At 63.8% G+C, this 24,951-nt stretch carries 25 protein-coding genes and 1 tRNA gene; 9 read left to right on the forward strand and 17 right to left on the reverse strand.

Annotated elements, in window-relative coordinates:
- Nucleotides 1-28: 28 nt before the first annotated feature.
- The 7 genes from PSTAB_RS09290 to folE all read right to left on the reverse strand — a co-directional run bounded on the left by PSTAB_RS09290 (nt 29) and on the right by folE (nt 6,614).
- Complete coding sequence (locus PSTAB_RS09290; protein ID WP_013982676.1) at nt 29-2,686, reverse strand: EAL domain-containing protein; 2,658 nt, start codon at nt 2,684-2,686, stop codon at nt 29-31.
- A 178-nt stretch (nt 2,687-2,864) separates the two neighbouring features.
- Entirely contained in the window at nt 2,865-3,311 is a 447-nt protein-coding gene (locus PSTAB_RS09295) for a PAS sensor domain-containing protein (protein WP_003284530.1), read from the reverse strand.
- 77 nt (nt 3,312-3,388) lie between these two features.
- Nucleotides 3,389-3,916 (reverse strand): DUF3833 domain-containing protein, encoded by a 528-nt coding sequence (locus PSTAB_RS09300; protein ID WP_003284529.1) that lies wholly within the window; start codon nt 3,914-3,916, stop codon nt 3,389-3,391.
- Nucleotides 3,913-5,151: an MFS transporter gene (locus PSTAB_RS09305; RefSeq protein WP_041771722.1), complete on the reverse strand. Its 1,239-nt coding sequence runs from the start codon at nt 5,149-5,151 to the stop codon at nt 3,913-3,915. The genes PSTAB_RS09300 and PSTAB_RS09305 overlap by 4 nt, the downstream gene beginning before the upstream one ends.
- The gene (locus PSTAB_RS09310) at nt 5,148-5,675 is read right to left on the reverse strand and encodes a chalcone isomerase family protein (protein WP_013982678.1); all 528 of its coding nucleotides are present in this window, start codon (nt 5,673-5,675) and stop codon (nt 5,148-5,150) included. Before PSTAB_RS09310 ends, PSTAB_RS09305 begins: the two co-directional genes overlap by 4 nt.
- A gap of 10 nt (nt 5,676-5,685) precedes the next feature.
- Nucleotides 5,686-6,057: a dihydroneopterin triphosphate 2'-epimerase gene (gene folX, locus PSTAB_RS09315; protein WP_003284525.1), complete on the reverse strand. Its 372-nt coding sequence runs from the start codon at nt 6,055-6,057 to the stop codon at nt 5,686-5,688.
- Nucleotides 6,057-6,614 (reverse strand): GTP cyclohydrolase I FolE, encoded by a 558-nt coding sequence (gene folE / locus PSTAB_RS09320; protein WP_013982680.1) that lies wholly within the window; start codon nt 6,612-6,614, stop codon nt 6,057-6,059. Before folE ends, folX begins: the two co-directional genes overlap by 1 nt.
- 207 nt (nt 6,615-6,821) lie before the next feature.
- Between folE and PSTAB_RS09325 the strand changes: the two genes are divergently transcribed.
- The gene (locus PSTAB_RS09325) at nt 6,822-7,136 is read left to right on the forward strand and encodes a DUF6482 family protein (RefSeq protein WP_169313165.1); all 315 of its coding nucleotides are present in this window, start codon (nt 6,822-6,824) and stop codon (nt 7,134-7,136) included.
- Here the strand turns inward: PSTAB_RS09325 and PSTAB_RS09330 are convergent.
- Nucleotides 7,133-7,579: a thiol-disulfide oxidoreductase DCC family protein gene (locus PSTAB_RS09330; RefSeq protein WP_013982682.1), complete on the reverse strand. Its 447-nt coding sequence runs from the start codon at nt 7,577-7,579 to the stop codon at nt 7,133-7,135. The two genes, PSTAB_RS09325 and PSTAB_RS09330, sit on opposite strands and share 4 nt — an antisense overlap.
- A gap of 93 nt (nt 7,580-7,672) precedes the next feature.
- Between PSTAB_RS09330 and PSTAB_RS09335 the strand changes: the two genes are divergently transcribed.
- The 5 genes from PSTAB_RS09335 to nahK all read left to right on the forward strand — a co-directional run bounded on the left by PSTAB_RS09335 (nt 7,673) and on the right by nahK (nt 16,677).
- Nucleotides 7,673-8,620, forward strand: a complete 948-nt coding sequence (locus PSTAB_RS09335) for a MerR family transcriptional regulator (protein ID WP_013982683.1) — start codon at nt 7,673-7,675, stop codon at nt 8,618-8,620.
- Nucleotides 8,621-8,654: 34 nt separating this feature from the next.
- A complete protein-coding gene (gene pqqF, locus PSTAB_RS09340) occupies nt 8,655-11,186 on the forward strand; it encodes a pyrroloquinoline quinone biosynthesis protein PqqF (protein ID WP_013982684.1) in 2,532 nt (843 codons plus the stop codon).
- Between the two features lie 257 nt (nt 11,187-11,443).
- Nucleotides 11,444-12,631 carry a porin gene (locus tag PSTAB_RS09345; RefSeq protein WP_013982685.1) on the forward strand — a complete coding sequence of 396 codons (1,188 nt, stop codon included), beginning with the start codon at nt 11,444-11,446 and terminating at the stop codon, nt 12,629-12,631.
- Between the two features lie 313 nt (nt 12,632-12,944).
- Nucleotides 12,945-14,108: a nitric oxide-sensing protein NosP gene (gene nosP / locus PSTAB_RS09350; RefSeq protein WP_013982686.1), complete on the forward strand. Its 1,164-nt coding sequence runs from the start codon at nt 12,945-12,947 to the stop codon at nt 14,106-14,108.
- Nucleotides 14,038-16,677 carry a hybrid sensor histidine kinase/response regulator NahK/ErcS' gene (nahK, locus tag PSTAB_RS09355; protein ID WP_011913125.1) on the forward strand — a complete coding sequence of 880 codons (2,640 nt, stop codon included), beginning with the start codon at nt 14,038-14,040 and terminating at the stop codon, nt 16,675-16,677. The genes nosP and nahK overlap by 71 nt, the downstream gene beginning before the upstream one ends.
- A 30-nt stretch (nt 16,678-16,707) precedes the next feature.
- Here nahK and PSTAB_RS09360 read toward each other — a convergent pair whose 3' ends face one another.
- The 6 genes from PSTAB_RS09360 to tusD all read right to left on the reverse strand — a co-directional run bounded on the left by PSTAB_RS09360 (nt 16,708) and on the right by tusD (nt 20,159).
- Entirely contained in the window at nt 16,708-17,712 is a 1,005-nt protein-coding gene (locus PSTAB_RS09360) for a glutathione S-transferase family protein (protein ID WP_013982688.1), read from the reverse strand.
- An 84-nt stretch (nt 17,713-17,796) separates the two neighbouring features.
- The gene (locus PSTAB_RS09365) at nt 17,797-18,780 is read right to left on the reverse strand and encodes a glycosyl transferase family protein (RefSeq protein WP_013982689.1); all 984 of its coding nucleotides are present in this window, start codon (nt 18,778-18,780) and stop codon (nt 17,797-17,799) included.
- A complete protein-coding gene (locus PSTAB_RS09370) occupies nt 18,777-19,109 on the reverse strand; it encodes a TusE/DsrC/DsvC family sulfur relay protein (protein ID WP_013982690.1) in 333 nt (110 codons plus the stop codon). The genes PSTAB_RS09365 and PSTAB_RS09370 overlap by 4 nt, the downstream gene beginning before the upstream one ends.
- A complete protein-coding gene (tusB, locus tag PSTAB_RS09375; protein ID WP_013982691.1) occupies nt 19,106-19,408 on the reverse strand; it encodes a sulfurtransferase complex subunit TusB in 303 nt (100 codons plus the stop codon). Before tusB ends, PSTAB_RS09370 begins: the two co-directional genes overlap by 4 nt.
- The gene (gene tusC / locus PSTAB_RS09380; protein ID WP_013982692.1) at nt 19,408-19,767 is read right to left on the reverse strand and encodes a sulfurtransferase complex subunit TusC; all 360 of its coding nucleotides are present in this window, start codon (nt 19,765-19,767) and stop codon (nt 19,408-19,410) included. The genes tusB and tusC overlap by 1 nt, the downstream gene beginning before the upstream one ends.
- Nucleotides 19,767-20,159 carry a sulfurtransferase complex subunit TusD gene (gene tusD, locus PSTAB_RS09385; protein ID WP_013982693.1) on the reverse strand — a complete coding sequence of 131 codons (393 nt, stop codon included), beginning with the start codon at nt 20,157-20,159 and terminating at the stop codon, nt 19,767-19,769. Before tusD ends, tusC begins: the two co-directional genes overlap by 1 nt.
- 228 nt (nt 20,160-20,387) lie before the next feature.
- Between tusD and PSTAB_RS09390 the strand changes: the two genes are divergently transcribed.
- A complete protein-coding gene (locus tag PSTAB_RS09390) occupies nt 20,388-21,656 on the forward strand; it encodes an MFS transporter (RefSeq protein WP_013982694.1) in 1,269 nt (422 codons plus the stop codon).
- 99 nt (nt 21,657-21,755) lie between these two features.
- Here the strand turns inward: PSTAB_RS09390 and PSTAB_RS09395 are convergent, their stop codons facing one another.
- Nucleotides 21,756-22,424 (reverse strand): Bax inhibitor-1/YccA family protein, encoded by a 669-nt coding sequence (locus PSTAB_RS09395; protein WP_013982695.1) that lies wholly within the window; start codon nt 22,422-22,424, stop codon nt 21,756-21,758.
- A 128-nt stretch (nt 22,425-22,552) separates the two neighbouring features.
- Here PSTAB_RS09395 and PSTAB_RS09400 point away from each other — a divergent pair.
- Nucleotides 22,553-22,642 (forward strand) — tRNA-Ser (locus tag PSTAB_RS09400).
- Between the two features lie 272 nt (nt 22,643-22,914).
- The gene (locus PSTAB_RS09405) at nt 22,915-23,187 is read left to right on the forward strand and encodes a DUF1652 domain-containing protein (RefSeq protein ID WP_011913133.1); all 273 of its coding nucleotides are present in this window, start codon (nt 22,915-22,917) and stop codon (nt 23,185-23,187) included.
- Here PSTAB_RS09405 and PSTAB_RS09410 read toward each other — a convergent pair.
- Entirely contained in the window at nt 23,176-23,817 is a 642-nt protein-coding gene (locus PSTAB_RS09410; RefSeq protein ID WP_013982696.1) for a TetR family transcriptional regulator, read from the reverse strand. The two genes, PSTAB_RS09405 and PSTAB_RS09410, sit on opposite strands and share 12 nt — an antisense overlap.
- A 64-nt stretch (nt 23,818-23,881) precedes the next feature.
- Nucleotides 23,882-24,949: a putative urea ABC transporter substrate-binding protein gene (locus PSTAB_RS09415; protein ID WP_013982697.1), complete on the reverse strand. Its 1,068-nt coding sequence runs from the start codon at nt 24,947-24,949 to the stop codon at nt 23,882-23,884.
- Nucleotides 24,950-24,951: the final 2 nt, after the last annotated feature.

A 24,951-nucleotide genomic window follows, 5' to 3' on the forward strand; every position in this document is an offset into this window, starting at 1 on the left:
GGAGGTGCCGCGGCGGCTCTTCCCAGTGCTATCCCTGCGTGCCTTCGTCGGTCCCTGCGGCATGAATCAGCTGCTCGAAGGCCTCCACGGATAGCGGCTTGCCGAACAGGTAGCCCTGAAAGTGGTAGCAGCCATTGGCGAGCAGCATCACCCTCTGCGGTTCGCATTCGACGCCTTCGGCGATAACTTCCAGACCCAATCCGCTGGCCAGCGCGCAGATCGAACGCACGATGGTCAGGCTGCTGGTGTCCTCCGGCAGCCGGCGAACGAAGGTCTGATCGATCTTCAGCTGATCCAGCGGCAATTGCTGCAGGTAGCTCATCGACGAATAGCCTGTGCCGAAATCGTCGATGGAAAAGCGGATGCCGCGGTCCTTCAGTCGGGTCATGCGGCTGATGGCTTCAGACATGTTGTCCAGCAGAAGCGTTTCGGTGAGCTCCAGCTTGAGTCGGGCCGGGTTTGCGCCGCTTTGCTCCAGCAGTTCAAGCAGCTTCTCCACGAAATTGTCCTGATACAGCAGGTGTGCGCTGAGGTTGACCGAAAGGGTCAGTTCAGCGAATGCCGCCACTTTTGCCCATTGCGCGAGCTGTGCGCACGCCTGGGTCAGAACCTGCTGATCGAGGGCGTGGATAAGGCCGGCGTGTTCAGCCTGTCTGATGAAGGCAGCCGGGGTTAGCAGACCGCGCTGAGGATGCTGCCAGCGCACCAGTGCTTCGGCGCCGACAATGCCTTCGGCATGTTCGAGCTGCGGCTGGAAATGCAGTACGAACTCGCCGTTTATCAGCCCCTGGCGTATCTCGTCTTCCAGGCGTAGGCGTTCTTGCACAGCTTGTTGCATGCGTGGATCGAAGAAGCGCAGAGCGTTCTTGCCGGCGATCTTCGCCTCGTACATCGACATATCGGCGCGCTTCATCAACTCGTCGCTGCTGCTGGCGTCCGCGCCGAACAGCACCACGCCGATGCTTGCACTGCTGTACAGGCTGACGTCGTTCAGCTGGTACGGTCGATCCAGTGAGCCGAGCAGTTTCATGCCGATATGCTCGGCCTGGGCTGCGGCCTGTAATGGATCGTCCCCCAGACTTTCCAGCATCACCACGAACTCATCACCACCAAATCGCGCGACCGTGTCGCTGGCCCGCACATCGCCGTGCAGCCGCTCGGCGGCGACGCGCAACACCTGGTCGCCGGTCTGGTGGCCGTGCAGGTCGTTGATGTTCTTGAAGTTGTCCAGATCGATGAACATCAAGGCGCCCAGCTGGCTGCTGCGTCGGCTCGCAGCCATCGCCTGGTGCAGGCGATCGAGCAATAGACGCCGGTTCGGCAAGCCGGTCAGGGGGTCATAGAACGCCAGGTTGTGGATGTGTTCTTCGGCTGCCTTGCGATCAGTAATGTCGGTAAAAGCCACGACATAGTGGGTAATTTCATCTCGCACGTTGCGTACTGCACTGATGGACAGCCATTCAGGGAATATCTGCCCGCTCTTGCGGCGGTTCCAGATTTCACCCTCCCAGACACCACTGGATTCGATACTGGACCACATCGAGCGGTAGAACTCTGCGCTGTGTTTCCCTGAGGCGAGCAGGGCGGTGGTTTGGCCGATAGCTTCCTCGGCGCTGTACCCACTGATGCGCGTGAAGGCACGGTTCACCCGCAGGATGCGGTTCTGCGCATCAGTGATCAGCATGCCTTGCTGCGATTCGAACGCGATGGCGGCAATCCTGCGCTCCAGTTCGGTATTCACTCTGTCGGTGATATCGCGACTCAGCCAGACCACCGCACGCTTTTGTCCTTCCGGTAGCTCCAGTGGTAAAGCTCGACCTTCGAACACCTTTGGCCCACCCAGGGTAGCCATGCTGTATTCGATCAGCTGTGGCATGTCGCTGTTCAGGGTTCGTTGGATGAAGTCGAGAAAGCGACGCTCTTCCGCCTCGGCCATCACGTCATGCAGACGACGGCCAAGCAGCTTGCTCGCATCATCGTAGAGCAGGCTGCGTTCAGCGCAAAGGATCTCCAGGTAGCGGCCATCTTCGTCGATAACCATGAGCAGGTCGGGAATCGCCTTGGTAATGGCCCGCAGCCGTGCTTCGCTGAAGCGCAGCGCCTGTTCGAAACGATCGCGTTCCAGTAGGTCATTGAGCATCACGCCTAGGGTGGCAGTTGCCAGCGGCAGTGCGAGCAATACCGGTAAGGCGATTTCCGCCATTGCGGAGGCGCCAAGTGGACTGGGTAGCAGCAACGCGACGAGGCCCAACACGCCGAGGTGTAGCAGCAGACCGAAGGCGAGCAGCTGCCAGAAGCCGATACGTAGCCACCGCTGGCGGTAGGCGCATCGGTAGCCGATGCCTAGCAGGATCGGCAGGAGGATGTTGGCAAGTCCGGGGACGAGACCTGGTCCGCCGATCCAAATACGGTAGCCGCCAGCCAGCACGCCGGCGGTTCCAGCCACTATAGGGCCGCCAAACAACCCAGCCATGCTGAGGACAACGGTGCGGGCGTCGAGAATGATTCCGGTCTGGCCGATGCTGGTGTTCAGCATGCCGAAGATGCAGGCGCTGCCGAACCAGAGTCCAGCGAGCAATTTTGCAGAGAGCTGACCGCTCCGGTTCCAACTACGTGTGGTGAAAGCCAGCAGCCAACATAACGCGAGCAGCATGACCGCGTTTTCTACGACAGCATTGATCGTCAAGACAGATCCTAGGGCGTGAAGTGCCCACGGCAGGATTTAAGTGGCAAGGTGCCAGTATCCCACATCTGCCGCGCTCAGGTTACGACACTTAGGTCTTGTTTTTTGGGGCTGGAAGTAGAGGCGCACTTGCAGCGGTGCGCCTTGAGCTGCGGCCAACCAGGTGTTGGCCGTGCTGCATTCAATTCTGCTGCTGGCTCAACTTTGCCTTGAGTTCGCGGATTTCCGCTTCCAGCGCTTCGACACGTTGCAGCGCATCGACCTCGGCAGTGACGTTCTTCTGGATGCCGATGAAGTAGGTCAGCTGGTCACCTTCGTTGAATACCGGCGTAATGGAAAGCTCGTTCCAGAACGGTGTGCCGTCCTTGCGGTAGTTGCGGATGATCTGGCGGCACGGCTGGTTGTTCTTCACCGCCTCGCGAATGGCCTGCAGGGCCGGCTGGTCGCGGTCCTCGCCCTGCAGGAAGCGGCAGTCGCGGTAGAGGATGTCGTCGACCGCATAGCCGGTCAGCCGCTCGAACGCTGGGTTGGCGTAGATCAGGATGTTGTCGTCGCCTTCCTGCTCGGCGACCACGATCCCGTCGTTGGAGGCTTCGATAACCAGTTGCAACAGCTTGGCATTGATCATGTCACGACATCCTGAAGGGGCATGCCGCGCATTCTAGAACAACTTGGCCCGCTCGGTGCCTTGCAAGTGCCATCAGCTCATTCGTTGCGTTTGCGGAAGAACAGGGTGACCTGTCCCACCTCCACGCCGAACTTGCTCATGAACGAACGGTTGGCCAGGGTGTTCTCGTCGATCAGGTACATCCAGTCGTCCAGGTGTACGTCGTAGACCTTGTCATCCACCGGCAGGCTGAGCACGTAGCGCCAGCGCAGGGCATTGCCGGCCACCTCGCCAACGGCCTCGCCGACCACGTCTGCAGCCGTGCCGCGCCAGTGCCCCGGGCTTTTCTCGGTCAGCGTCCAGACGCGCTGCTGGGTAGTGCCGTCGCTGTAGCGGAAGTGTTCGTCGAGGATCAGCTTATCGCCATCGAGGCTGCCTTCGATCTCGACATGGAAGCGCTTGACGACCTCGCCGGAGCGCTTCTGGAACATGCCCCAGGCATCAACCGTGCCGACGAAATACTTGCGCAGATCCAGCTGCGGCTCCTCGTCTCGGTAATGTTCGACGTCGACGGCGGTGCAGCTGAGCAACAGCAGGCAGCAAGCCAGGATCAGTACCTTTTTCATGGTTTCGTTTCTCCGCAGGGCAGGGATGTGATCAGCCGCGCCGCCACCAGCTTCAGCAAGCAGGGCAGGCCGGCGTAGACCAGCGCAAGGTTCCAGCCGGCCGCGGTGCCTGGTTGGTAGTCGCTCAACGCCAGCAATGGCAAAGCCAGACCGGCGAGTGCCAGCGCCAGCTTGGCGAGAAAGCTCCACAGGCCGAAGTAGGCGGCGGTCGAGTCGCGCTCCTCGACTGGGATGATGTCGGCCAGCAGCGCCGGAGGCAGGGCCAGATCGGCCCCGAGGGCGAGACCGGACATCACGCAAACGCCGGCATAGGCCCAGGCCGAGCCTGGCTCCAGCAGCACCGCCCAGATAAAGGCCGCGCAGGCGGTGAGCATGCCGATCCGCCAGCTGCGCCGTTTGCCGAGACGATCAGCCAGACGGGTCCAGAGTGGCAGACCCAATGCGCCGCTGATGAAGTACAACGCTAGGAAAAGGCCGGTCAGTTGCGCCAGTTGCAGACGGTCGGCGATGAAGAACAGCGCCAGGGTGGCCGGAATCGCCACGGCCACGGCATTGATGAAGTAGACGCCCGCCAGCCGCTGGAACGCACGATTGCGCAGCGGCAGTCGCCAGCTGCTGGCTTGCGTGCGCACGGCGCGATGGGGGCGTGGGGCGCCGAACAACAAGGTCGCCGTGCCGAGAAACAGCAGCACGGCGAAGGTGGCGGCGAAGGTTACCAGTGCCGCGGCCATGCCATATTGCGTCGCCAGCACGGTAGGCAGCACGCTGGCGAGCACCACGCCGAACAGCCCGGCACCTTCGCGCCAGGCAGCGACTCGGGTGCGGGTATCCGGCTGGTCGGAGAGGCGCGCGCCCCAGGCCAGATAGGTAATGTTGATCAGGCTGTGCAAGGTATAGGTGAGCGCCAGCAACGCGCCGAGCCAAGCGGCTAGGCCGAAGCTGCCGAAGTTGCCGGGTGGGATCAGCAGTGCCGCCATCGCCAGGCTCAGCAACACAGCCGCGCCGCCGAGCAGAATGGTCCAGCCGCGTGGTGAGCGACGATCGATAAGGCGGCCAAGCCCGGGGTCTTGCACGGTGTCCAGCAGACGGGCGAGAAACAGCACCGCGCCGGTCAGCGTCAGACCGAGGCCGAGATCGGCCGCATAGAAATTCGGCACCAGCACATAGATCGGTAGCATGGCCATCGCCAGCGGCAGGCCGAGCATTCCATAGGCCGCCAGTGCCCGGCTTTTCATCGCTGGCCCAGCAGGTTGCGGCGCAGCTTCTGGTCGCGGCTGCGCGGGTCGAGCCAGATGGCGAAGAACGCGTCGGCGAACGCAGCGTCGGCGACCTCATGCTGCAGGCGATCATTCACGTAGAAGCGGCAACCGCGCCCGGGCAAGAAGACGCCGGTGATTCGGTCACCAGCCTTTACATCGACGAAGGCCTGCTGCATGTCTGCGCGCCAGCGACGCAGCTGTTCGACATCAAGCGATTCACCGGACAGTCGCTGAATCTCTTCCAGGCTGGTGCGCACCAGGTCGTTGCGGCTGATGGAGCGGTGATAGGTCAGTTCCAGCGCAAACGGCGTCCGGGCTTGCAGAGGCGCGGCATCGCTCCAAAGGCGCGCGTCATAGATGCGCAAACCGAAGAAGCGCAACTGGCCTTCACCGATCAGTCGCGCCTGTGGCACGGCTTCGCGCCAGCTCGCCGCTGCGATCAGCGGGATCAGCGGGATCAGCGACAGCAGGCTGGCGAGCACAATGCGGCGGATATTCACGACCCCGTGCTCAGCGACTGCCAGCGAGGGTGATCGAGACCGAATCGGCAAAGCGCAGCGCATGCGGCTTGTCGACTTCCACCTCGGCGTAGCTCACCGCGGGATGTGCCATCACCAGGTCGAGGATTTCCTGGGTCATGCGCTCGAGCAGGGCGAAGCGGTTGTGCTCGACATGACGAATGATCGCCTTGGTGATGGTGCGGTAGTTGAGCGCCTGCTCGATGTCGTTGTCGCGCACCGCCTCGACCGCCGGGTAGAGGATATTCAGGTTGATCAGCACATCCTGACGGTTGAGGATCTCGTCCTCATTGATGCCGATGTAGGTGCGCAGGCGCAGATCCTTCACCCGGATGCGTGCCATTCCAGGCTCCAGACGCGACATCACTGGCCCCTCCCGATCAGCTGGAGGAATTCCATCCGTGTGTTGCAGGAGCTGCGGAAGGCGCCGAGCATCACCGAAGTGTTCATCACCGAGTTCTGCTTCTCTACGCCGCGCATCATCATGCACATGTGCTTGGCTTCGATCACCACCGCAACACCAGCGGCGCCGGTGACTTCCTGAATGGCTTCGGCGATCTGGCGGGTCAGGTTTTCCTGGATCTGCAGCCGGCGGGCGAACATGTCGACGATCCGCGCGATCTTCGACAAGCCCAGTACGCGCCCGGTGGGGATGTATGCCACATGGGCCTTGCCGATGAAGGGCAGCATGTGGTGCTCGCACAGAGAGTACAGCTCGATGTCCTTGACGATAACCATCTCGTCGTTGTCCGAGGCGAAAAGCGCGCCGTTGACGATCTCTTCCAGGCTGTGGTTGTAACCGCCGCACAGGTATTGCATCGCCTTTGCCGCGCGTTGCGGCGTATCGCGCAGACCTTCGCGCTCGGGGTTTTCACCCACCCCGGACAATATTTCGCGGTAATGACCAGGCAGATCGTTCATGACGGTTCCTTTCGTAAGGCGGGCGCTGTTGTGGATGCACAGCGGGTACTGGATGCAATAAAGCTATACGAATATTCGTTGTTGTACAGATAAATGTACAGGAATATTCTACTGAAACGAAAGCTGCTTCGCTGGAACCCGCAGTTTGGCAGGCAGAGAGCAATTGCCTGGCTATGCGGACAAGCGAATCTGTACAGGTATCCGAATATGAAACTGAGCGTATCGAGGTTGAGGCTACGTATTGCGCTATGTCTCGGCCGAATAGAGCGGGTCGAGCTGCATGGTTTGCGCTGCTGTGGATACAGCGCCTGGGTGGTCGAGCGCAGCGGTCGCCGGCGGCAGTTCGCCGTAGGCCAGCGTAACGTCTGGAGCGACCAGGGCAGCTTGAAGCGGGAGCTTCGGGCGTGCGGTGTGCGCGAGGTCTACTGGCGGCAGCCGGTCAGCCATGACGAGATGATCGGCCGCCCGGCAGCTGTGGAGTTCGGGCTTGGCCTGCGCATGCCGCTGCTCGCACAGAACTAACGGTGATCTTCGGTTGTGCCGTCAGCGTTCGACGGCTTCTGCGGGACGTTGCACTGGGTGGCACAACGATTCGCACCGTCGGGATGCGGCAGCCAATCCAGATGGGGGCGTAGCACGGCGAACAGCTGGTAGCCGAGCAGTAGCAGCGGGCGCAGTGGCTGCCAGCCGAGCGGGGTGGCCCAAACGCCGTGGCCCGCCAGACGCCAGCTCCAGTAGGTAGCGTCCACGCCAGTCAACCAGACTCCGCTGGCGCTACGCGCATGCAAGCGCCTGCGCAGTTGCGTTACGTCTCGGTCGAGGCCGTCGGAGTTGAAGTCTGCAGCGCTGATATCGACTAGTAGCAGCCGTGCAGGATCGGCCTTTTTTTCTAGCCAGCGGATTTCACGGGCGCAGAGCGGGCAGGCGCGATCGACATAGAGCGTCAACGGCAGATCGGGCGTCATTTCATCGCACCTCGGGTTTGTACAACGTTCGTAGAGGGTATGCTGCGAAACGCTGGGTTACAATCTCGGCATTCTCTTCCAGCGAGCCGCCCCATGACCGATTCTTCCGGCGCTTCGAACCTGGCCTCGAATGCGTTCGAGCAGCAGGAGCTATTTCCTATCCGCGAGGTTTCCCGCCTTACTGGTGTCAACCCGGTGACTTTACGCGCGTGGGAACGCCGCTACGGACTGATCCGGCCGACACGCACGGACAGTGGCCATCGGCTGTACTCGATGGCAGATGTGGAAGCGGTACGCAGCATCCTTTCCTGGACCGAGCGTGGCGTGGCGGTAAGCAAGGTCGGCAGCATCCTGGCGCGCAGCGCGGCAACCCGCGAAGCTGAGGAGCCCGCAATAGTTGTCAGTGGGGAGTGGGGTGAGTGGCAAGCGCAGCTGCGCGAAGCCGTGAATAGTTTCGACGAGGTGCGCCTGGAGCAGCTATATGGCCAGGTCTTCTCCACCTATCCGCTGGCCGTGGTGTTCCAGGACGTGCTGCTACCGGTCTGGCAGGCGTTGTTGCTGCGCCAGGACGAATTCGGTGGAAGCAGCGAGTGGTTGTTCCTCGACGCTTTCCTGCGCGCGCGGGCGCTGCAGCGCTTGCAACTGGCCCGTGTGCCGGGCGCCGAGCGTGTCCTGCTGAGCGCGCTGCCGGGGCAGTGCCGTGAACTGGAATTGCTGGTGGCCGGCCTCTTGCTCAGCGGTGACAGCCTGGCCGTCACGGTATTGCCGCTCGGTCAGCCACTCGAGGAGCTGGCGCTGGTGTGCGACAAGATGCGTCCTCAGGGGCTGGTGATGTTCTCCAACGTACCGCCGAACGAGGTTCAGCTGCGCCAGTTGAACAAGCTGTCGCTGAGCCTGGATTGCCCATTGGCGCTGGCCGGCGAGGCCGCCGAGCTCGGGCGCGAGGCCCTTGCGGGTTCGCCGATCGCCTGCCTCGGCAGTTCCGGCAAGCTGATGCAACGCCGCCTGCGGCAGTTTCTCGCCGGCCAGCTGGACACCTGAGCGAATCCCTGCGCGGCGTAAAGGAGTACCAGCCATGAAACCCAGCGTTCCATCTGCCGTGCCGCCATCGCGCCATCGATTGCCCGGCGGCATGCGGCTGGGCGTCATCGCGTTGCCGCCTGGCAGCCAGGCCGCGGCGCTGGTGCGTGTGCATGCCGGTGCGCACGATGCTCCGCTCGATTATCCCGGCCTGGCGCACTTTCTCGAACACCTACTGTTTCTTGGCAGTCACGCCTATCCCCAGGCGCAGTCGCTGATGCCCTTCGTGCAGGGCTGTGGCGGTCAGCTCAACGCGTCGACCCGCGAACGCCACACTGATTTTTTCTTCCAGGTACCGAGCGACGCGTTCGACGATGCGCTCAAGCGTCTTCTCGACATGCTGGCCCGACCACTGCTCGACCCAGCGGCGCAATTGCGCGAGCGGGAAGTGCTGCAGGCAGAATTCCTGGCGCGCGGCCGCGACCGCGAAACCCTCTGCGATGCCGCCATCGGCACAGCGCTTGGCGAAGCGCATCCGTTCGCGGCGTTTCACGCCGGCAACCGCGAGACGCTGCCGGTGGAAGACGAGGCATTTCAGCGGGCGCTGCACGGCTATCACCGGCGCTTCTACCAGACGGGCCAGCTCGAACTGCTGATCGCGGCGCCCTTTGCCCTTCAGCAGGTTCTGCAGACGCTCGATTGCCCGGAATGTCAGTTGCCGGGCGGTGAGCCCGTCACCCGTTCGATCCCACCGCTGCGAATGGCCGAAGGTCCCGCGTTGCGCCTGCAGGTCGCCGGCGCGCGGCCCTGTCTGAATCTGGCATTTGCCCTGGATGGTCTGCCGGGCGAAGCCGCAGTAGCGCTCGATCTGCTTGGGGCAGGGCTGGCTTCCCAGGCGCCGGACAGTCTGCTGGCGCGGCTGCGCGAGCCGGACTGGTGCGATCGGGTCACATTGCGCGTGCCGTACTGGCATCGCGGACAGGGTGTGGCGGTCGTCGAGCTGCAGCTGACCGACCAGGGCATCGCCGCGCGCACCCAGGTCGTCGCCGCCGTGCAGCAGTGGCTGCGCTTCATGACATCCGAGGCTGCGTGGGCGGTTGTCTGGGACGAATACGTGCAGATCCGCCAGCGCGGGCTGTTGGGCCGCGAGCCGCTTTCCCTGCTGCGCTACTGGGTGGACCCGGCGGCCTGGACGCCGACCCTCGATGCGCAACGCGTGCGCCAAGGGCTCGAGGCGCTGGGCGAGCAGCTGCACCGCAATCAGCCGCTGATCCTAACTGTCGATGACGAGGACGGAGACCTGTCTGAGCCTATCGAGCCGTCGCCGCAGGGTTTCGCTTTGCGGCTGTCCATGGAACGCCTGGTGGTGCATGCAGCACCGGATTGGCAGTGGCGCCTGCCTTCACATAATCGCTGGTTGAGCGAACGGCTGCCGCCTCGCCGGGTGACTGCGGAGAAAGCCGGGCTGCGCTGGCTTGCATATGGCGACGGCGAGGCCTCCGGAGGGCTGGGCGCGCTCTACCTGCGCTGGCGTTTCGCTGCGCAGCAGCCGGTACCGGGACTCTGGTACGTGCTCCAGGCTGCCCTGCAGCCTTATACCCTGGCGGCCGAGCAGGCCGGCGTCGAGCTGCGCTTCGAGAACTACGGACGCAGCTGGTGCCTCGCGCTGTTCGGTTATGCCGAAGCGCTTCCCGTGATCCTGCGCGACCTGGTGGGGATCCTGGAACAGCCACCGGCAGCCGTGTTCGACCAGGGCCGCCGTTTGCTGGCCGACGCCGTGCGGCCCGGTGCGGACGAAATCCTCATTCGCCAGCTGCTACGTCGCTTGCCCGTTCTGCTCGAGCCACCGGTGGCCGATGGGGGCGGGGAGCTGGATCAGTCGGCCCTCGCGCAGGCATGGCTTCTGTCACAGTGGGACGCACTGGCCGTCGGGTTGCCGATGCACCTGAGCGGCCCGCTGCATGATGTGCTGGATGAGCTGCCCGGCGTTGCCACGCCGCTCGTGCAGCGAGATGACGCCAATCCCGCTCCCTATCGCTGGTGCCGCTTCGGCGACCCCGGAACGGAGACTGCACTGGTGCTGTTCTGCCCGCTGCCGTCTCGCACCCCTGCGGTCGAAGCCGCCTGGCGTCAGCTGGCGCGGCTAATGGAGGGCGCGTTCTTCCGCCGCCTGCGCAGCGAATTGCAGCTCGGTTATGCGGTGTTCTGCGGCTTCCGCCAGTTCGGCGGGCAGGGCGGGCTGGTCTTTGCGGTGCAATCACCCAGCGCGACGGCTGGCGAGCTCCTTGGCCATATTGAAGCCTTCCTCGAATCCTTTGCCGGTCAGCTGGACGACCAGCCCACCCGCGCTTCCCAAGCCAGCGGTGCGCCGCCAGGTGGCAGCGATATACGCCGTCATGCCGAGGCCAACTGGCAGGCGCTACTGGCAGGCTGCGATGCCGGCCATCCGGTTGCGGTCGCCGCGGCGATGGCGCAACTCGACTCCGAGGCACTACGCCTGCAACTGCGGGCCCTAAGGGCGGCCGATGGCGGCTGGATCGTGGTCGCCAATGCCGACGCTGCGGATACGCGCTGGCACAGCCGCTGACCTCGTAACCGTCGCCCACTCCTTTCCGCTGCATTCACCCCAGTCATCGCAGGCGCGACGGCTGGGCTGTGCGCTGCTTTGGGTGTACGACCTAAGCCTGGTCGATCAGCCGCAGGGAGGAGATGCTTTGCGGGCAAGACGGTCTGCGTGCCGAAAGTAGTAGCGTTTCGCCGCTATCGCAGCGTATGTGCGCCAGGAGGGCCTTTCGATAATCGCTCCCGACACGACTGCGAGTCGTCAATACAGCGGAGAGCGCCATGCACAACAACAAGAAAGCCGTATCAACCCTGCTGCCACTGGCCCTGGCCAGTGCTGTTGCCATGACTGTCAGCCAGTCGGCCATGGCTGAGATCGTGCTCTATGACGAGAACGACACCACTTTCTCCACCGATGGTTATTTCAACACCTTCTACGTTCACAGCGACGTGGAGCGGGACGGCGAGCAGTTCGATCGCAAGCAGTCTCGGGTGAAGATGGGCTTCCTGCCCAACTGGATCGGCTTCAACTTCGGCAAGCAGGTCGGCGACCTCAAGCTGGGCGGCCGCTCCTCGTTCTGGGTCACCATCAACGATAGCGATACCAACGGTACCGAAACCGGCATCGACGTACGTCAGTTCTACGCCACCGCGGCCAACGAGCAATGGGGTGAAGTGCTGTTCGGTAAGGACTTCGGTCTGTTCGGTCGTTCCAACATCCTGCTCGACGAGATGCTCAGCGGCTACGGCCAGGTCAGCGACACCCTGGGGCTGGTCGATGGCGGCGGCGTCTCCTTCGGCAACATCGGTACCGGCTACCCGTACCCGTTCCCGACTTCGCAGATCACCTACCGCTCGCCGAAGATGAATGGTCTGCGTATCGCCGCGGGCATCATGGACCCTGTGGACACCACCGAGGACACCGATTCCGATCTGGACAAGGCCTACCAGGAAGCGCCACGTTTCGAAGCCGAGGTGACCTACGAGTTCGAACTGGGCGGTACCCAGTTCTACACCTGGATCAACGGCATGCAGCAGAGCTCGGACAACACCGACAGCAGCATCGACAAGGTTGACTCCAAGGGCCTGGGTTACGGTGTGCAGGCCAAGATGGGCAACCTGTCGCTGACCGCTTCGGGCTTCCAGGCCGAGGGCATCAACCCGTTCTTCACCAACAATGCCGGCGAGGCGCTGCTGCGTGAAGTGGACAGCGACGGCTACCTGCTGCAGGGCTCCTACCGTTTCGGCAAGAACCGCGTGGCGCTGTCCTACGGCAAGACCAAGGACGACGGCAACGGTCTGGGCAGTGCAGCCGACTACGAAACCCGCGGCATCGCGCTGTTCCACAGCATCAACGACAACCTGACCCTGGTCGCCGAGCTGAACCAGTTCGAGATCGAAGGGCGCGACACTGCAGCGCTGGATGAAGAAACCCGTACCTTCGCAGTGGGTGCGGCACTCAGCTTCTAAGCCGAATACAGGGCGCGGATGGCAGCCGAACCGTAGGTCGCGCCATCCGTAGCGATGCAGTGGTGCGTACGTCGAGCGTCCCCACGCCCTGAACACAGCGCTCTGCGCTGTAACCGCAAAGGCCGGCTCCCTCAGGGGCCGGCCTTTTCGCCATCAGCGCCGCCGGCGTCGGTTCCGCACGCTAGGCACCGCCTGCGTTGTTTCGTCGCGATGCTACCTAGGCAGGCCTTTTCCGGTACTCAAGTAGCATTTTCGTGCCATATGCCCTGCCCAAGAATGGGGTCATCCGATTCAGGCTGTGCGGGGTGCGTGCGTGACCGAACATCAAGGCGAAGTGATCCGCACGGCGATGTCCGATGCACGGCTGGCCGAAACGGTGGCCCAGGATCTGGCCCGACAGCTGATGCATCCGCATCTGGGCTTCGTGCTGTTCTTCTGCTCGGCCGAATACGACCTGCCCGCGCTGGGTGATGCGCTGCGCCAGTACTTCGGCGGCGTGCGCCTGGTGGGCTGCACCTCGGCTGGCGAGATCACGTCCCAGGGTTACGGACGCAGCTGCGTGACGGCGGTCGGCTTCGACCACCGCAGTTTTTCCATCGCCTGCGAGCTGATCGACGAGATGGACCGCTTCAGCCTGATCGAAGCACAGCAGCTGGTCGAACGCCTGGGCAGTGACTGTCGCAGCAACTCGCTGGCGCCGATCAAGGATCACAGCTTCGCGCTGACGCTGCTCGACGGCTTATCCAGCCGCGAGGAGCTGGTGCTGTCGGCCCTCAGCGCCGCCTTCGGCAGCATCCCGCACTTCGGCGGGTCGGCCGGTGACGACAATCATCTGAGCGACACCTACGTCTATTACGACGGCCGCTTCTACAGCGGCGCGGCAATCGTGGTGCTGATCAACACCTGGCTGGATTTCGAGGTGTTCACCACTCATCACATCCTGCCGCGCGAGGAGAAGCTGGTGGTAACCCGCGCCGACAGTACCAGCCGTCGGGTCTACGAACTGAACGCCGAGCCGGCCGCCGAGGAGTATGCGCGGCTGATCGGTGTGCCTGTCAGTGACCTCGACCATCGACTGTTCGCCGCCCACCCGCTGGCGGTGCGTATCAACGAACACTACTACGTGCGCTCGATCCAGAAGGTCAACGACGACCTGAGCCTGACCTTCTATTGCGCGGTGGAGAACGGCATCGTCCTCACCGCCATGCAGCCCGGTCCCTTGATGCCCAACCTGGAGGCGCTGTTCCAGCGACTGGAGCAGCGCCTCGGCCCGCCGCTGCTGACCATCGGCTGCGACTGCTTCCTGCGCCGGCTGGAAATCGAGGCCGATGGCAGCAGCGAGCAGACATCGGCCTTTCTCCGACGCCAGCAGGTGATCGGCTTCAACACCTACGGAGAGCAGTTCAATGGCATGCACATCAACCAGACCTTCACCGGTGTCGCCATTGGCCGACCGGGAGGACGGGCGAGTCGCTGAGCTGCTGGCGCGGCAGGCCGAACTCGAACGGGAGAACCACAAGCTCAAGCGCATCAATGCGGCACTGATCGAGCGCGTGGAATCCAGCGGTGCCGGCCGCGATGCCTCCTACGCGGCCTTCCAGCACTCGGTGGAACTGGCCGAGCAGGTGCGCGAGCGCACCGATGCCCTGAATCAGGCGATGGCTGAACTCAAGGGCAGCAACCAGCTGCTCAGCGATGCCCGCTTGCGCGCGGAAACCGCTCACCAGCATCTGGTGGACGCCATCGAGAGCATCTCCGACGCCTTCGTGCTGTTCGACCGCGATCAGCGCATCGTGCTGTTCAACCGCCGCTTCAAATCGCTCTGGACACGCACCCGCGCGCGCATCAATGCCGGCACGCGCCTGGCCGAGGTGCGGCGCATGGCCGAAAGCACCGGCCTAATCGTGGAGGAGCACCGTGGCAAGGGCGACGAACCCACGGTGTACCGGCTGAACAACGGTCGCTGGGTGCAGGTCAGCGAGCGGCCAACCCGCGAAGGCGGGCTGGTGATTCTCTACACCGATATCACCGAGGTGAAGGTCAGCGAGACCATGCGCCGCGAGCAAGCGCTGGCGCAGAAGTCGCGGCTGCTGCAGCGGGCGGTGGACAACCTGTCCCAGGGCGTGGCGATGGTCAGCGCCGAAGGCGCGCTGGAGCTGTGGAACCGACGCTTCCTCGAGCTCTGCGGGCTGGCGCCTATCGAGGCGCATCGACCGTTCGAGGAAGTCATGGCCGACAGCGAGCTGACCCTGCTCACGCCCAACAGCCGTGACGCCCGCGGCCGGCCGATTCGCGAACTGGAACAGCGTCTGTTCGATGGTCGGGTGCTGGAGATTCGTACACACCCACTGCCCACCGGCGGTTTCGTCAATACCTTTACCGATATCACCGAGCGCTACCGTCATGCCGAGGCGCTGCGCGAGAGCGAGCGCTGGATCCGCCTGATCACCGACCATGTGCCGGCGCTGATCGCCTACGTGTCGGCCGATCTCACCTACGAGTTCACCAACAAGGTCTACGAGGAGTGGTACCGCTGGCCCAGCGACGGCATGCTCGGCCAGTCCCTGCGCGAGGTGCACAGCGGCGAGCACTGGCGGCAACTGGAGCCCTACATCGATCGCGCGCTGTCCGGCGAAAGCGTCAGCTTCGAGATGGCCGAGCGCAACCATGCCGGCCAGCAGCGCTACATGCTGCGATCCTACGTGCCGAACCGGCAGGCCAACGGCGAAGTGGCCGGCATCTTCGTGCTGATCCAGGACATCACCGACCGCCGGCGCACCGCCGAGGCGCTGCATCAGGCCTACCAGAACCTTGAACAGCGGGTTCGCGAGCGCACCGCCGAACTCACCAGCCTCAACGACCAGCTATTGCGCGAGATCGACGAGCGCAGCCATGCCGAGGCGCGGTTGCGCGAAGCCAAGCGCGAAGCTGAATTGGCCAACCTGTCGAAAACCAAGTTCCTCGCGGCGGTCAGCCACGACCTGCTGCAGCCGCTCAATGCCGCGCGGCTGTTCACCAGCGCTCTGCTGGAGCAGCCTGGCGCGTCCAGCGGCGGGCTGATCCGCAATATCAGCAATTCACTGGAGGACGTGGAGAACCTGCTCGGCACACTGGTCGATATTTCCAAGCTGGATGCCGGCGTGATCAAACCGGATATCGCACCGTTCGCTGTCAGCGAGCTGCTTGAGAATCTGGCCATGGAGTTTCGCCAGATTGCCGGTGCCGAACAGTTGCAGCTGGACTTCATTCCTTGCTCGGCGCTCGTGCGCAGCGATATCCAGCTGCTGGCGCGCATCCTGCGCAACCTGCTGACCAACGCCATTCGCTACACGCCCAAGGGACGCGTGCTTCTAGGCTGCCGCCGGCGTCGGCAGAGCCTGTCCATCGAGGTCTGGGATACCGGCGTGGGCATCCCCGCGGACAAGCTTGAGGAAATCTTTCAGGAGTTCAAGCGCGGCGAGGGCGTGCGACCGAATCAGGATCGCGGCCTCGGTCTGGGTCTGGCCATCGTCGACAAGATCGCCCGCATGCTCGGCCATCGCATCCGGGTCAGCTCGCATCCGGGCCGCGGTTCCTGCTTCGCCATCGACGTGCCGCTGGCCAAACGCGCGCCCAAGGCGCGGCCGGAGCCGAGCACCACCGAACTGGTGCTGCAGCGACTACAGGGCGCTCGGGTGTGGGTGCTGGACAACGACACGGCGATCTGCGCCGGCATGCGTACGTTGCTCGAAGGCTGGGGCTGCAAGGTGATCACGGCACTGTCCGAAGAAGACCTGGCGCGGCAGGTGGACAACTTCCACGCCGAGGCCGATCTGATGATCGCCGACTACCACCTGGACAACGGCCACACCGGCATCGATGTGGTGGCCACCGTCAATGCGCGGCGCGCCAGCCCGCTCCCGGCCCTGATGATCACCGCCAACTACAGCAACGAGCTCAAGCAGCAGGTCCGCGAGCTCGGCCATATGCTGATGCACAAGCCGGTGCGGCCGATGAAACTGAAGACTGCCATGTGCCATATGCTCGAGCACGGCAGCGCGGGCTAGAGGCCTACGCTGCCTTCGCGGCTGGAGTGGTCAGCGCTGCGGCCGCGTCCAGATTCCACGCCCCGGCAGCCGCTCGCGGTCATGCGTGCGCTCCAGGCCCAGCGCGGGGCCCTTGGGGACGATTCCAGTGCCGTTGATCTGCCGATGGCTGGCGTAGTAGTGGTGCTTGATGTGGGTGAAGTCCACGGTCTCGGCGATTCCCGGCCACTGGTACAGCTCGCGCAGCCAGTTCGAGAGGTTCGGATAGTCCTCGATGCGGCGCAGGTTGCACTTGAAATGCCCGTGATACACCGCATCGAAGCGAATGGCAGTGGTGAACAGGCGCCAATCGGCCTCGGTCAGGTACTCCCCGGTCAGGTAGCGCTGCTTGCCCAGTCGCCGCTCCACCCAGTCGAGTTCGCGAAACAGCTCGTCGAAGGCTTCCTCGTAGGCGTCCTGGGTGGTGGCGAACCCGGCGCGGTAGACCCCGTTGTTGATCGCCGGATAGATCCGTGCGTTGAGCGCATCGATCTCGCCGCGTAGTGGCTCCGGATAGAAATCCAGCCGCGAGCCGGTGATGCCATCGAAGGCGGTATTGAGGATGCGGATGATCTCGGCGGACTCGTTGTTGACGATGCACTGGCGCTCGCGGTCCCACAGCACCGGCACGGTGACGCGGCCGGAATAGTCCGGATCGTCGCGGGTGTAGCGCTGGTGCAGAAATTCCAGATCGTCCAGCGCGTCGCCGCTGGAGCCGGTGGCCTTGTCGAAGGTCCAGCCGTTCTCGGCCATCAGCCAGCTGACCACCGAAACGTCGATGAGCGATTCCAGCTCCTTGAGCTTGCGGTAGATCAGCGTGCGGTGAGCCCAGGGGCAGGCAAGTGACACGTATAGGTGATAACGACCGGCTTCGGCCGGATAGCCGGTCTTGCCCTTGGGGCCCGGTGAACCGTCTGCCGTGATCCAGTCATGGCGCTTGGATTGTTCGCGCTCGAATCTTCCGTCGCGGTTTGCATACCAGCGGTCATGCCACTGGCCATCGATCAGTAATCCCATGATGCCCTCCTGTTACGGAATAGGAGGGCAGTCTAGGAAGCATCGTTCGATCGATGTGACCGAACGGCCGCTTAATCCTATCGCTTAAATCGATGAGTGGCGGCTCTGCCAGTAGTCATGCGCCTGCCCGAAAGCCGCGTCCCGCGTGGCGCCAAGGCCGCGCAGGGCCAGGGCCATGGTGGCGATCACGGCGAGTTCGCCGTAGGCATCTTCTTCCCGACCTTCCCAGACCGCCAGCAGATGCCGAGGGTCTAGCTGGGCCGGTTTCACATGACGGCGCTCGGACAATGCCGGCCATTCTTCATCCCAGGGCAGCCCGCCAGTGGTGCCGTAGAGGTGGGAAATATTGTCCGGATTCATCTCGACCTCGCCGCCTTCGCCCTTGATGACGATGGCATGGTCGCCGAGCAGGGTGCTGGCCTGGCGATGGGTGTCCTGATAGCCGGGATGGAAGATGCTCTGCAGCCCGCAACGCGCACCCAGCGGGTTGAGCAGGCGCGCCAGCGAGTGGATTGGCGAGCGCAGGCCGAGCAGGTTGCGCATGTCGATCATGCGTTGCAGCACCGGCATCCAGGCACCCAGTGGAATGAAGGCAAGGCGGTTCTCATCCAGCGCAGCACCGACCTCGGCCCAGTCGTCGCAGCGGCGGATACCGAGCAATTGCAGCTGCTGTTCGGTATAGATGCGCCCGGCGGTGTGGGCGCCGCCGCCGTGCATGACAATGCGCACGCCGTTGGCTGCCAGGCACCTGGCTGCGAGCAGGTACCAGGGCAGGTGGCGTTTCTTGCCTGCGTAGCTTGGCCAGTCCAAGTCGACAGCCGTCTTCGGCGCTTGCACCCGCTCGCGTACCGCTTCGGTGAATCCGGCCAGCTCTTCGGCACTTTCTTCCTTGTGCCGCAACAGCATGAGGAAGGCGCCGAGCTGGGCCTCCTCGACCTTGCCGTCGAGCAGCATGCCCATGGCTTCGCGGGCTTCTTCACGCGTCAGGTCGCGGGCGCCACGTTTGCCCTTGCCGAGGATGCGCACATACACGGCGAAGGGGTGTTCGGCAGGAGTCTCGAGGATCATAGGCAATTGCTCGGTTTCGGCAGCCCCGCCAGCTTGGCGGCCAGTTTGGCTGGGGTGCCGTTGAACAGACGGTTGAGGTGCAGGCTGTTGCCTTTTTCCGCGCCGAGTTTGAGCGCGGCGTACTTGATCAGCGGTCGCGTGGCCGGGGAGAGCTGGAACTCGGCATAGAAGGCGCGCAGCAGATGAATGATCTCCCAGTGCTCGGCTTCGAGGGCCAGTTCCTCCCGCGCCGCCAGGGCCTCGGCCACGGCTTCGCTCCAGTCCGCTAGATCGACGAGAAAACCGTCCTGGTCCAGCGCGATCTCGCGCCCTTCGACGATCAGGCTCATAACCAGCTGTTGACCCGCGGATAGCGACAGGTCAGCTCGACGAAGCCGGGATAGTCCAGCAGCTGGACGCGCGGCGGCAGGGCGGTGATCGAGCGTGCCTGAACGTCCTCTTGCAGGGCGAACAGCGCGACCTGCTCGGGAAGCTGGTGCAGCGCCAGGCACGGTTGGCTGCCGGGCTGTAACGCGTAGGTGGCGTCACCGGTCAACAGCAGGGCGTCGGCGTCGCCCAGCAGCGGCAGGCAACTGGCGAAGCGGCTGTCGCTGAACGGCGAATGAGAAAGCAGGTGCAGAGTGGCCATCAGAGGGTGATCACGTGGTCGTAGCGGTTGATCAGGGCGCGCAGGTCTGCATCGTCGAGGACCTCGACCGGCAGCGCCAGCGTCGATTCGGCGAGCTGGCGCTCGCTGAGGCTGCGTCGCGCAGCGAACAGGGCATCGATACCGAACAGCGGCAGTGCCTGCAGATTCGCGGTCAGATCCTTCTGTTCGACGGATGCTGCCAGCTGCGTGGGGGCGAGCTGGAATACGCCATCGTCGAGGAACAGCAGCCCCAGCGGTAGCTCGAAGGCGCCGCCAGCCAGCACGATGTCCAGCGCTTCGCGGGCGGATGGGCCGGACCAGGGCGCCTGGCGGCTGATGATGAGCAGGGAGCGCGCCATCAGTGACCTCCGAAGCAGACGAGGCGATCGGCTTGCTGTGCCGCCTCGTGCAGTTGGCCCAGCCCGGATAGCTCCCAGCCGGCGGCGAGGTTTGCCGCGGGTCGCCGATAGCGCTGCGCCTCGCCGGCATCCAGCACACCGCGACGCAAGCCGGCCGCGATGCAGACCACTCCATCCAGTTGGTTGGCGGTGACGAAGCGGCTCCATTGCGCCGCGACATCCAGTTCGTCCTGGGCCGCGACGATGTTCGCCGAGGCGCTGTGCACGCCGTCCTGGTAGAAGAACAGGCGACTGATCTCATGTCCGCCAGCCAGCGTGGCTTCGGCGAAGCGCAGCGCGCGACGCGCGGCCGGTGAGTGGGGCGGGGCGAACAGGGCGATTACGAATTTCATCGGGGCACCATTGCGAAACAGCCGACATGATACGCCAGCCGGGCGTATGAAGAATCCGTCGTCGGCCATTCCGGTGCTCGTCCGTCGGCGACGGTGCCGCGGAAATGCCCGAGTCTGCGAGCGGGCAGGGAGGGGCGGTCGGGCGGGCCAGCATTGCTCGGGTCTTCGCCCCTCCGGTAGATTGGCCGGCTTTCTGCCCGGTACCGGGCCTGGCCGTCTGGATATCCCATGTCTGTTGCCGACGCTTCCGCTTTGCCTGATTCCGTCTACCGTCAGCCTGGCTTTGTGCCATTTCTGATCAGTCGCGTGCTGGCCATGTTCGCCGTGCAGATCCTCGCCGTCGTGGTGGCCTGGCAGGTGTACGACATGACTCGCGATCCGCTGTCGCTGGCCTATGTCGGCCTGGCGCAGTTCGTCCCGATGTTCCTGCTGCTGATGCCTGCCGGCGACCTGATCGATCGCTACGATCGCAAGCGCATCCTCGCCCTGAGCTGGGCGCTCGAGGCAGTCTGCGCGGCGGCGCTGCTGTGGCTCTCGCTGAGCGGCGGGGCGGTGCTCAGCTTCTATATCGTGCTGGTGTTCTACGGCTGCGCCCGTGCGTTCACCGGACCGGCGTTGTCCAGCCTGTTGCCGCAGATCGTGCCGCGCGAGCGTCTGGCTGCAGCCATCGCCGCCAACAGCATGATCGTGCGCGGCTCCACTATCGCCGGCCCGGTGTTCGGCGGAGGCCTGTACGCAATGGGTGGCGGTGGGCTGACCTATGCGGCCTGCCTGCTGTTCTTCCTCGCGGCAATCGTGCTGTTGCAACGGGTACCGGTGCGCTACGGCGAGGCCATGCGGGCGCTGGAGGCTACCGCATGGCAGCGCTTCACCGCGGGCATCCGCTTCATTCGCTCGCGGCCGATCATCCTCGGCACCATCTCGCTGGACCTGTTCGCCGTGCTGCTCGGCGGCGTGGTCGCGCTGTTGCCGATCTACGCCCAGGAGGTGCTGGAAGTCGGCCCGACCGGCCTCGGTGCACTGCGCAGCGCCATGGCGCTGGGTGAGGTGATGGTGGGCTTCTACCTGAGCACGCGGCCGTTCAACCGCCATGTCGGCATGACCATGTTCATTGCCGTGGCGGTGTTCGGTCTCGCCAACATGGTCTTCGCGCTGTCCAGCCTGTTCTGGCTGTCGTTCGCCGCGCTGTTCGTCGCCGGAGGTGCGGACATGGTGAGCATGTACATCCGCTCGTCGCTGATCCAGTTCTCCACGCCTGACGCCATGCGTGGACGCGTCAATGCCGTGAACATGCTGTTCATCGGTTCGTCCAACGAGCTCGGTGAGTTCCGCGCCGGCACCAGTGCCGCCTGGCTCGGTGCGGTACCGGCGGCACTGCTGGGCAGCTTCTGCACGCTGGCGGTGACCGGCGGCTGGATGCTCGGCTTCAGAAGCCTGCGACAGGTAGACCGCTTCGAGGATGCCTCGCCCGAGGCTCAGGCCTCGCGCGCCGGCTGAAACGCGACGTATTGAACGCCCAAACGAAAACACCCTGCGAAAGCGTTGCCTTCGCAGGGTGTCGGATTGCTCGCCGAGGCGGGCAGGTTCAGCGCTGAATCAGTCGTCGCCGCCGAAGATGCCCAGCAGCTGCAGGAGGCTGATGAACAGGTTGTACAGCGACACGAACAGGCCGATGGTGGCCATGATGTAGTTGCGCTCGCCACCATGGATGATCGCGCTGGTCTGGAACAGGATGCAGGCCGAGGAGAACAGCACGAAACCTGCGCTGATCGCCAGCTGCAGCCCGGTGACCTGGAAGAAGAAGCCCGCCAGCATCGCACCGATCAGCACGAAGAAACCCGCAGTGATGAAGCCGCTGAGAAAGCTCATGTCCTTGCGGGTGATCAGCACGTAGGCCGACAGCCCGAAGAACACCAGTGCGGTCATCGACAGCGCCGAGCTGATCAGCTCACCACCGTTGGCCAACCCCAGGTACATGTTGAGGATCGGGCCGAGCGTATAGCCCATGAAGCCGGTCAGGGCGAAGGTGGACACCAGGCCCCATACCGAGTTGCGCAGTTTGGCGGTAAGGAAGAACAGGCCGTAGAAGCCGATCAGCACCACGAAGATATTCGGGTAGGCGGCGTTGGCCTGCATGGACAGGTATGCCACCAGGCCGCTGAACGCGAGCGTCATGGCCAGCAGCCCGTAGGTGTTGCGCAGGACCTTGCTGACCTCACGCTGTTCGACCTGCGTGTGGCTAAGCGCGTATTCGTGTTCGTGCATGGCGACACTCCTTGGATGAAATCAAGCCTGGGACGATTTGTCCCGGATCATAACAGAGGCAGTCCAGCTGCCTAGCATCAGTGTTTGACAGTGTATTTCTATCCGGTACTATTGCGCCCGCTTTATCCGGAAGTGTGGCCGAGTGGTTGAAGGCAGCGGTCTTGAAAACCGCCGAAGGGGAGACCCTTCCCAGAGTTCGAATCTCTGCGCTTCCGCCATCTGCAATCCTGAAGGCCCCGTACTCCGGGGCCTTCAGCGTTTCTGGGATGCGTATTCCTGCAGTCGGCGTTCCCATGTTGTTCCCATCCTCCAGCCTCTCAGCACCTGACTTTTGCTGGCCCCCTGGGTCAGGCCTGGCGTTCCGTTTGGTGCCTGTCCCACCGCGTACCCGTGATATCTCCATCCGGCTTGTGGCGCTGTTGGCAATCGGGCCGCCTGCGAGGCGGCCGCTGCTGCTAGAATCCGCGCCCCGACAAAAGGAGTTGTCGCCATGAAACGATTCAGACAGCCGGAGGCCTTCGCTCTGGTCCAGCAACACTACGAACCGCTGGTGTTCAACGCACGGATGGACTCGCCAACTACGGTGCGCGTGATGTTGCTCGATGAGGCCACTGGCGAATCCCTGCTGCTGACCGGACTGCCGTGCCGCATCTCGCTGTCGCGCGCTGAAATCGCTGGCTTGATCGCCTCCATTGATGCCGATGCCGCCGCGCTTCGGCCCGCTCTGCTGAACAAGCTCAAGCGTCCACGGCTACTCGGCTGATCGACCCGTTCCGCTTGTCCCGCCTGCCATCTCCAAGCCCGGCGCCATGGAGCTCAACAGACGTCTGGTGAGAAACGGTGCCTGTTCCCTCAGCGAAAAGAGCTTGGGCGACAGCAGCCAGGTATGGGTGATGCCCATCAGGCTCGAATAGAGCAGCAAGGCCAGTGATCGCGCCGATCCTTCATCTGCGTGCGCCTTGGCAATCAGGTCTTCCAGCAGCTGCACCATGGCACGGGTGAGCTTGCGTTCGCGTTTCAGGGTGCTCGCCATCTGCGCGGTGAGTTCGGTCTTGTTCAGCAGGATCTCGAAGGACTGCCGATACCAGCGCTCGTCCAGCAGCAGGCGAAACCATTCGCCGACGAAGTGCTCCAGCGCAGCCTGCGGGCTAGCGGCCAGCTGGCGACTCTGCTCGATCAGCTGCTCCAGCGGCTCCTGGGAGTAGGCCAGCACCGCTTCGTACAGCTCATCCTTGCTCTTGAAGTGCCAGTAGATCGGGCCACGGCTGAAGCCGGCGGCTTCGGCGATCATCGCCAGGGTGGTGTTCGAATAGCCGTTGCGGCTGAACAGCTCCAGCGCCGCGGCGATGATCTTGAGGCGGGTCTGTTCGGCGTCTTCTTTGGTACGGCGCATGAGGCTCCTCGAAATGCGCGGCGGCCACGCAGCGTGCCGGCAAGGCCCGCTGCGTGGCAAGCCCTCACAGGGCGCCGTCGGCGGCCATCTGCATGTAGGTGGTGTCGAAGCGCAGCTTGAGATTGCCCTGATCACCGAGCGCGCCGGCCGGCATGGCGATACCGACGAAGTCCGCCGAATCGGCACCGTCGCCCAGCAGGCCGTGGTCGAAGGAGAACTTGCGCACGCTGTCCATCGCTTCGTGGGCCGGTTCGCCGGAGATGAAGGCGACCGCTTCGGCTGGCTGATAGAACATGTGGGTGCCCTTGAGTTGCGCCTCGTAGCCGGCCTGGTCGGTGCCGGAAGCTGCGCCCAGCTGGGCGCGCAACTCGGCGCCTTGCGGCGTGTCGCTGGCCATGATTGCCATTACCTCGTACCAGGCGCCGGTAACTGCCTTGCCGAACGCGGGGTTGTCGGCCAGCGTCTCGCTGTTGACGATCAGCAGGTCCTTGACATGGCCCGGCACGCTGGCCGAGTCGAAGACCTGATGTGCATCCGGTGTGGCGGCGACTTCCTGCAGCAGCGGACTCCAGGTCGCCACGTTGCGTACATCGGCCGTACTGAAGGCAGCGACGATGTCGGCGTCCGAGGTGTTGACCACCTGCACGTCCTTCTCCGACAGGCCTACGCTGTCCAGCGCCTTGGCCAGGATGTAATGCGACACCGACAGTTCCACTAGGTGCACCTGCTGGCCCTTGATCTGTTTGAGATCGCTGGTGCCCTTCATCACCAGGCCGTCGTTGCCGTTGGAGTAGCTGCCGACGATCAGCGCGGTGGTGTCGACGCCACCGGCCGCCGGAATCGACAGCGCATCCATGCTGGTGGCAACCACGCCGTCGAACTGGCCGGCGCTGTACTGGTTGATGGACTCGACGTAGTCGTTGATCTGGCTGATGTTCACCTCGATCCCGTACTTGTCGGCCCACTTCTTCATGATTCCCGACTCGTCGGCGTACTTCCAGGGCATCCAGCCGACGTAAATGGTCCAGGCCAGGTTGAAGGTCTTTTTCTCCTCCGCCTGGGCCAGCGGGGCGAGGGCGGCGAGGGCAATGGCCCCGGCGCAGAGCAGCTTTTTCATCATGGTGCCGTGCATGG

The sequence above is a fragment of the Stutzerimonas stutzeri genome (assembly GCF_000219605.1).
GTDB classification, from domain to species: domain Bacteria; phylum Pseudomonadota; class Gammaproteobacteria; order Pseudomonadales; family Pseudomonadaceae; genus Stutzerimonas; species Stutzerimonas stutzeri.

Coding starts and splice junctions, on each gene's coding strand:
- folE (WP_013982680.1), bottom strand. CDS start 6,614: ATGAACGATCTGCCTGGTCATTACCGCGAAATATTGTCCGGGGTGGGT.
- PSTAB_RS09405 (WP_011913133.1), top strand. CDS start 22,915: ATGAAACGATTCAGACAGCCGGAGGCCTTCGCTCTGGTCCAGCAACAC.
- folX (WP_003284525.1), bottom strand. CDS start 6,057: ATGTCGCGTCTGGAGCCTGGAATGGCACGCATCCGGGTGAAGGATCTG.
- PSTAB_RS09345 (WP_013982685.1), top strand. CDS start 11,444: ATGCACAACAACAAGAAAGCCGTATCAACCCTGCTGCCACTGGCCCTG.
- PSTAB_RS09370 (WP_013982690.1), bottom strand. CDS start 19,109: ATGAGCCTGATCGTCGAAGGGCGCGAGATCGCGCTGGACCAGGACGGT.
- tusC (WP_013982692.1), bottom strand. CDS start 19,767: ATGGCGCGCTCCCTGCTCATCATCAGCCGCCAGGCGCCCTGGTCCGGC.
- PSTAB_RS09365 (WP_013982689.1), bottom strand. CDS start 18,780: ATGATCCTCGAGACTCCTGCCGAACACCCCTTCGCCGTGTATGTGCGC.
- PSTAB_RS09330 (WP_013982682.1), bottom strand. CDS start 7,579: ATGACGCCCGATCTGCCGTTGACGCTCTATGTCGATCGCGCCTGCCCG.
- tusB (WP_013982691.1), bottom strand. CDS start 19,408: ATGGCCACTCTGCACCTGCTTTCTCATTCGCCGTTCAGCGACAGCCGC.
- PSTAB_RS09395 (WP_013982695.1), bottom strand. CDS start 22,424: ATGCACGAACACGAATACGCGCTTAGCCACACGCAGGTCGAACAGCGT.
- PSTAB_RS09415 (WP_013982697.1), bottom strand. CDS start 24,949: ATGCACGGCACCATGATGAAAAAGCTGCTCTGCGCCGGGGCCATTGCC.
- PSTAB_RS09410 (WP_013982696.1), bottom strand. CDS start 23,817: ATGCGCCGTACCAAAGAAGACGCCGAACAGACCCGCCTCAAGATCATC.
- PSTAB_RS09390 (WP_013982694.1), top strand. CDS start 20,388: ATGTCTGTTGCCGACGCTTCCGCTTTGCCTGATTCCGTCTACCGTCAG.
- tusD (WP_013982693.1), bottom strand. CDS start 20,159: ATGAAATTCGTAATCGCCCTGTTCGCCCCGCCCCACTCACCGGCCGCG.
- PSTAB_RS09300 (WP_003284529.1), bottom strand. CDS start 3,916: ATGAAAAAGGTACTGATCCTGGCTTGCTGCCTGCTGTTGCTCAGCTGC.
- PSTAB_RS09295 (WP_003284530.1), bottom strand. CDS start 3,311: ATGATCAATGCCAAGCTGTTGCAACTGGTTATCGAAGCCTCCAACGAC.
- nahK (WP_011913125.1), top strand. CDS start 14,038: ATGGCATGCACATCAACCAGACCTTCACCGGTGTCGCCATTGGCCGAC.
- pqqF (WP_013982684.1), top strand. CDS start 8,655: ATGAAACCCAGCGTTCCATCTGCCGTGCCGCCATCGCGCCATCGATTG.
- PSTAB_RS09360 (WP_013982688.1), bottom strand. CDS start 17,712: ATGGGATTACTGATCGATGGCCAGTGGCATGACCGCTGGTATGCAAAC.
- PSTAB_RS09335 (WP_013982683.1), top strand. CDS start 7,673: ATGACCGATTCTTCCGGCGCTTCGAACCTGGCCTCGAATGCGTTCGAG.
- PSTAB_RS09305 (WP_041771722.1), bottom strand. CDS start 5,151: ATGAAAAGCCGGGCACTGGCGGCCTATGGAATGCTCGGCCTGCCGCTG.
- PSTAB_RS09325 (WP_169313165.1), top strand. CDS start 6,822: ATGAAACTGAGCGTATCGAGGTTGAGGCTACGTATTGCGCTATGTCTC.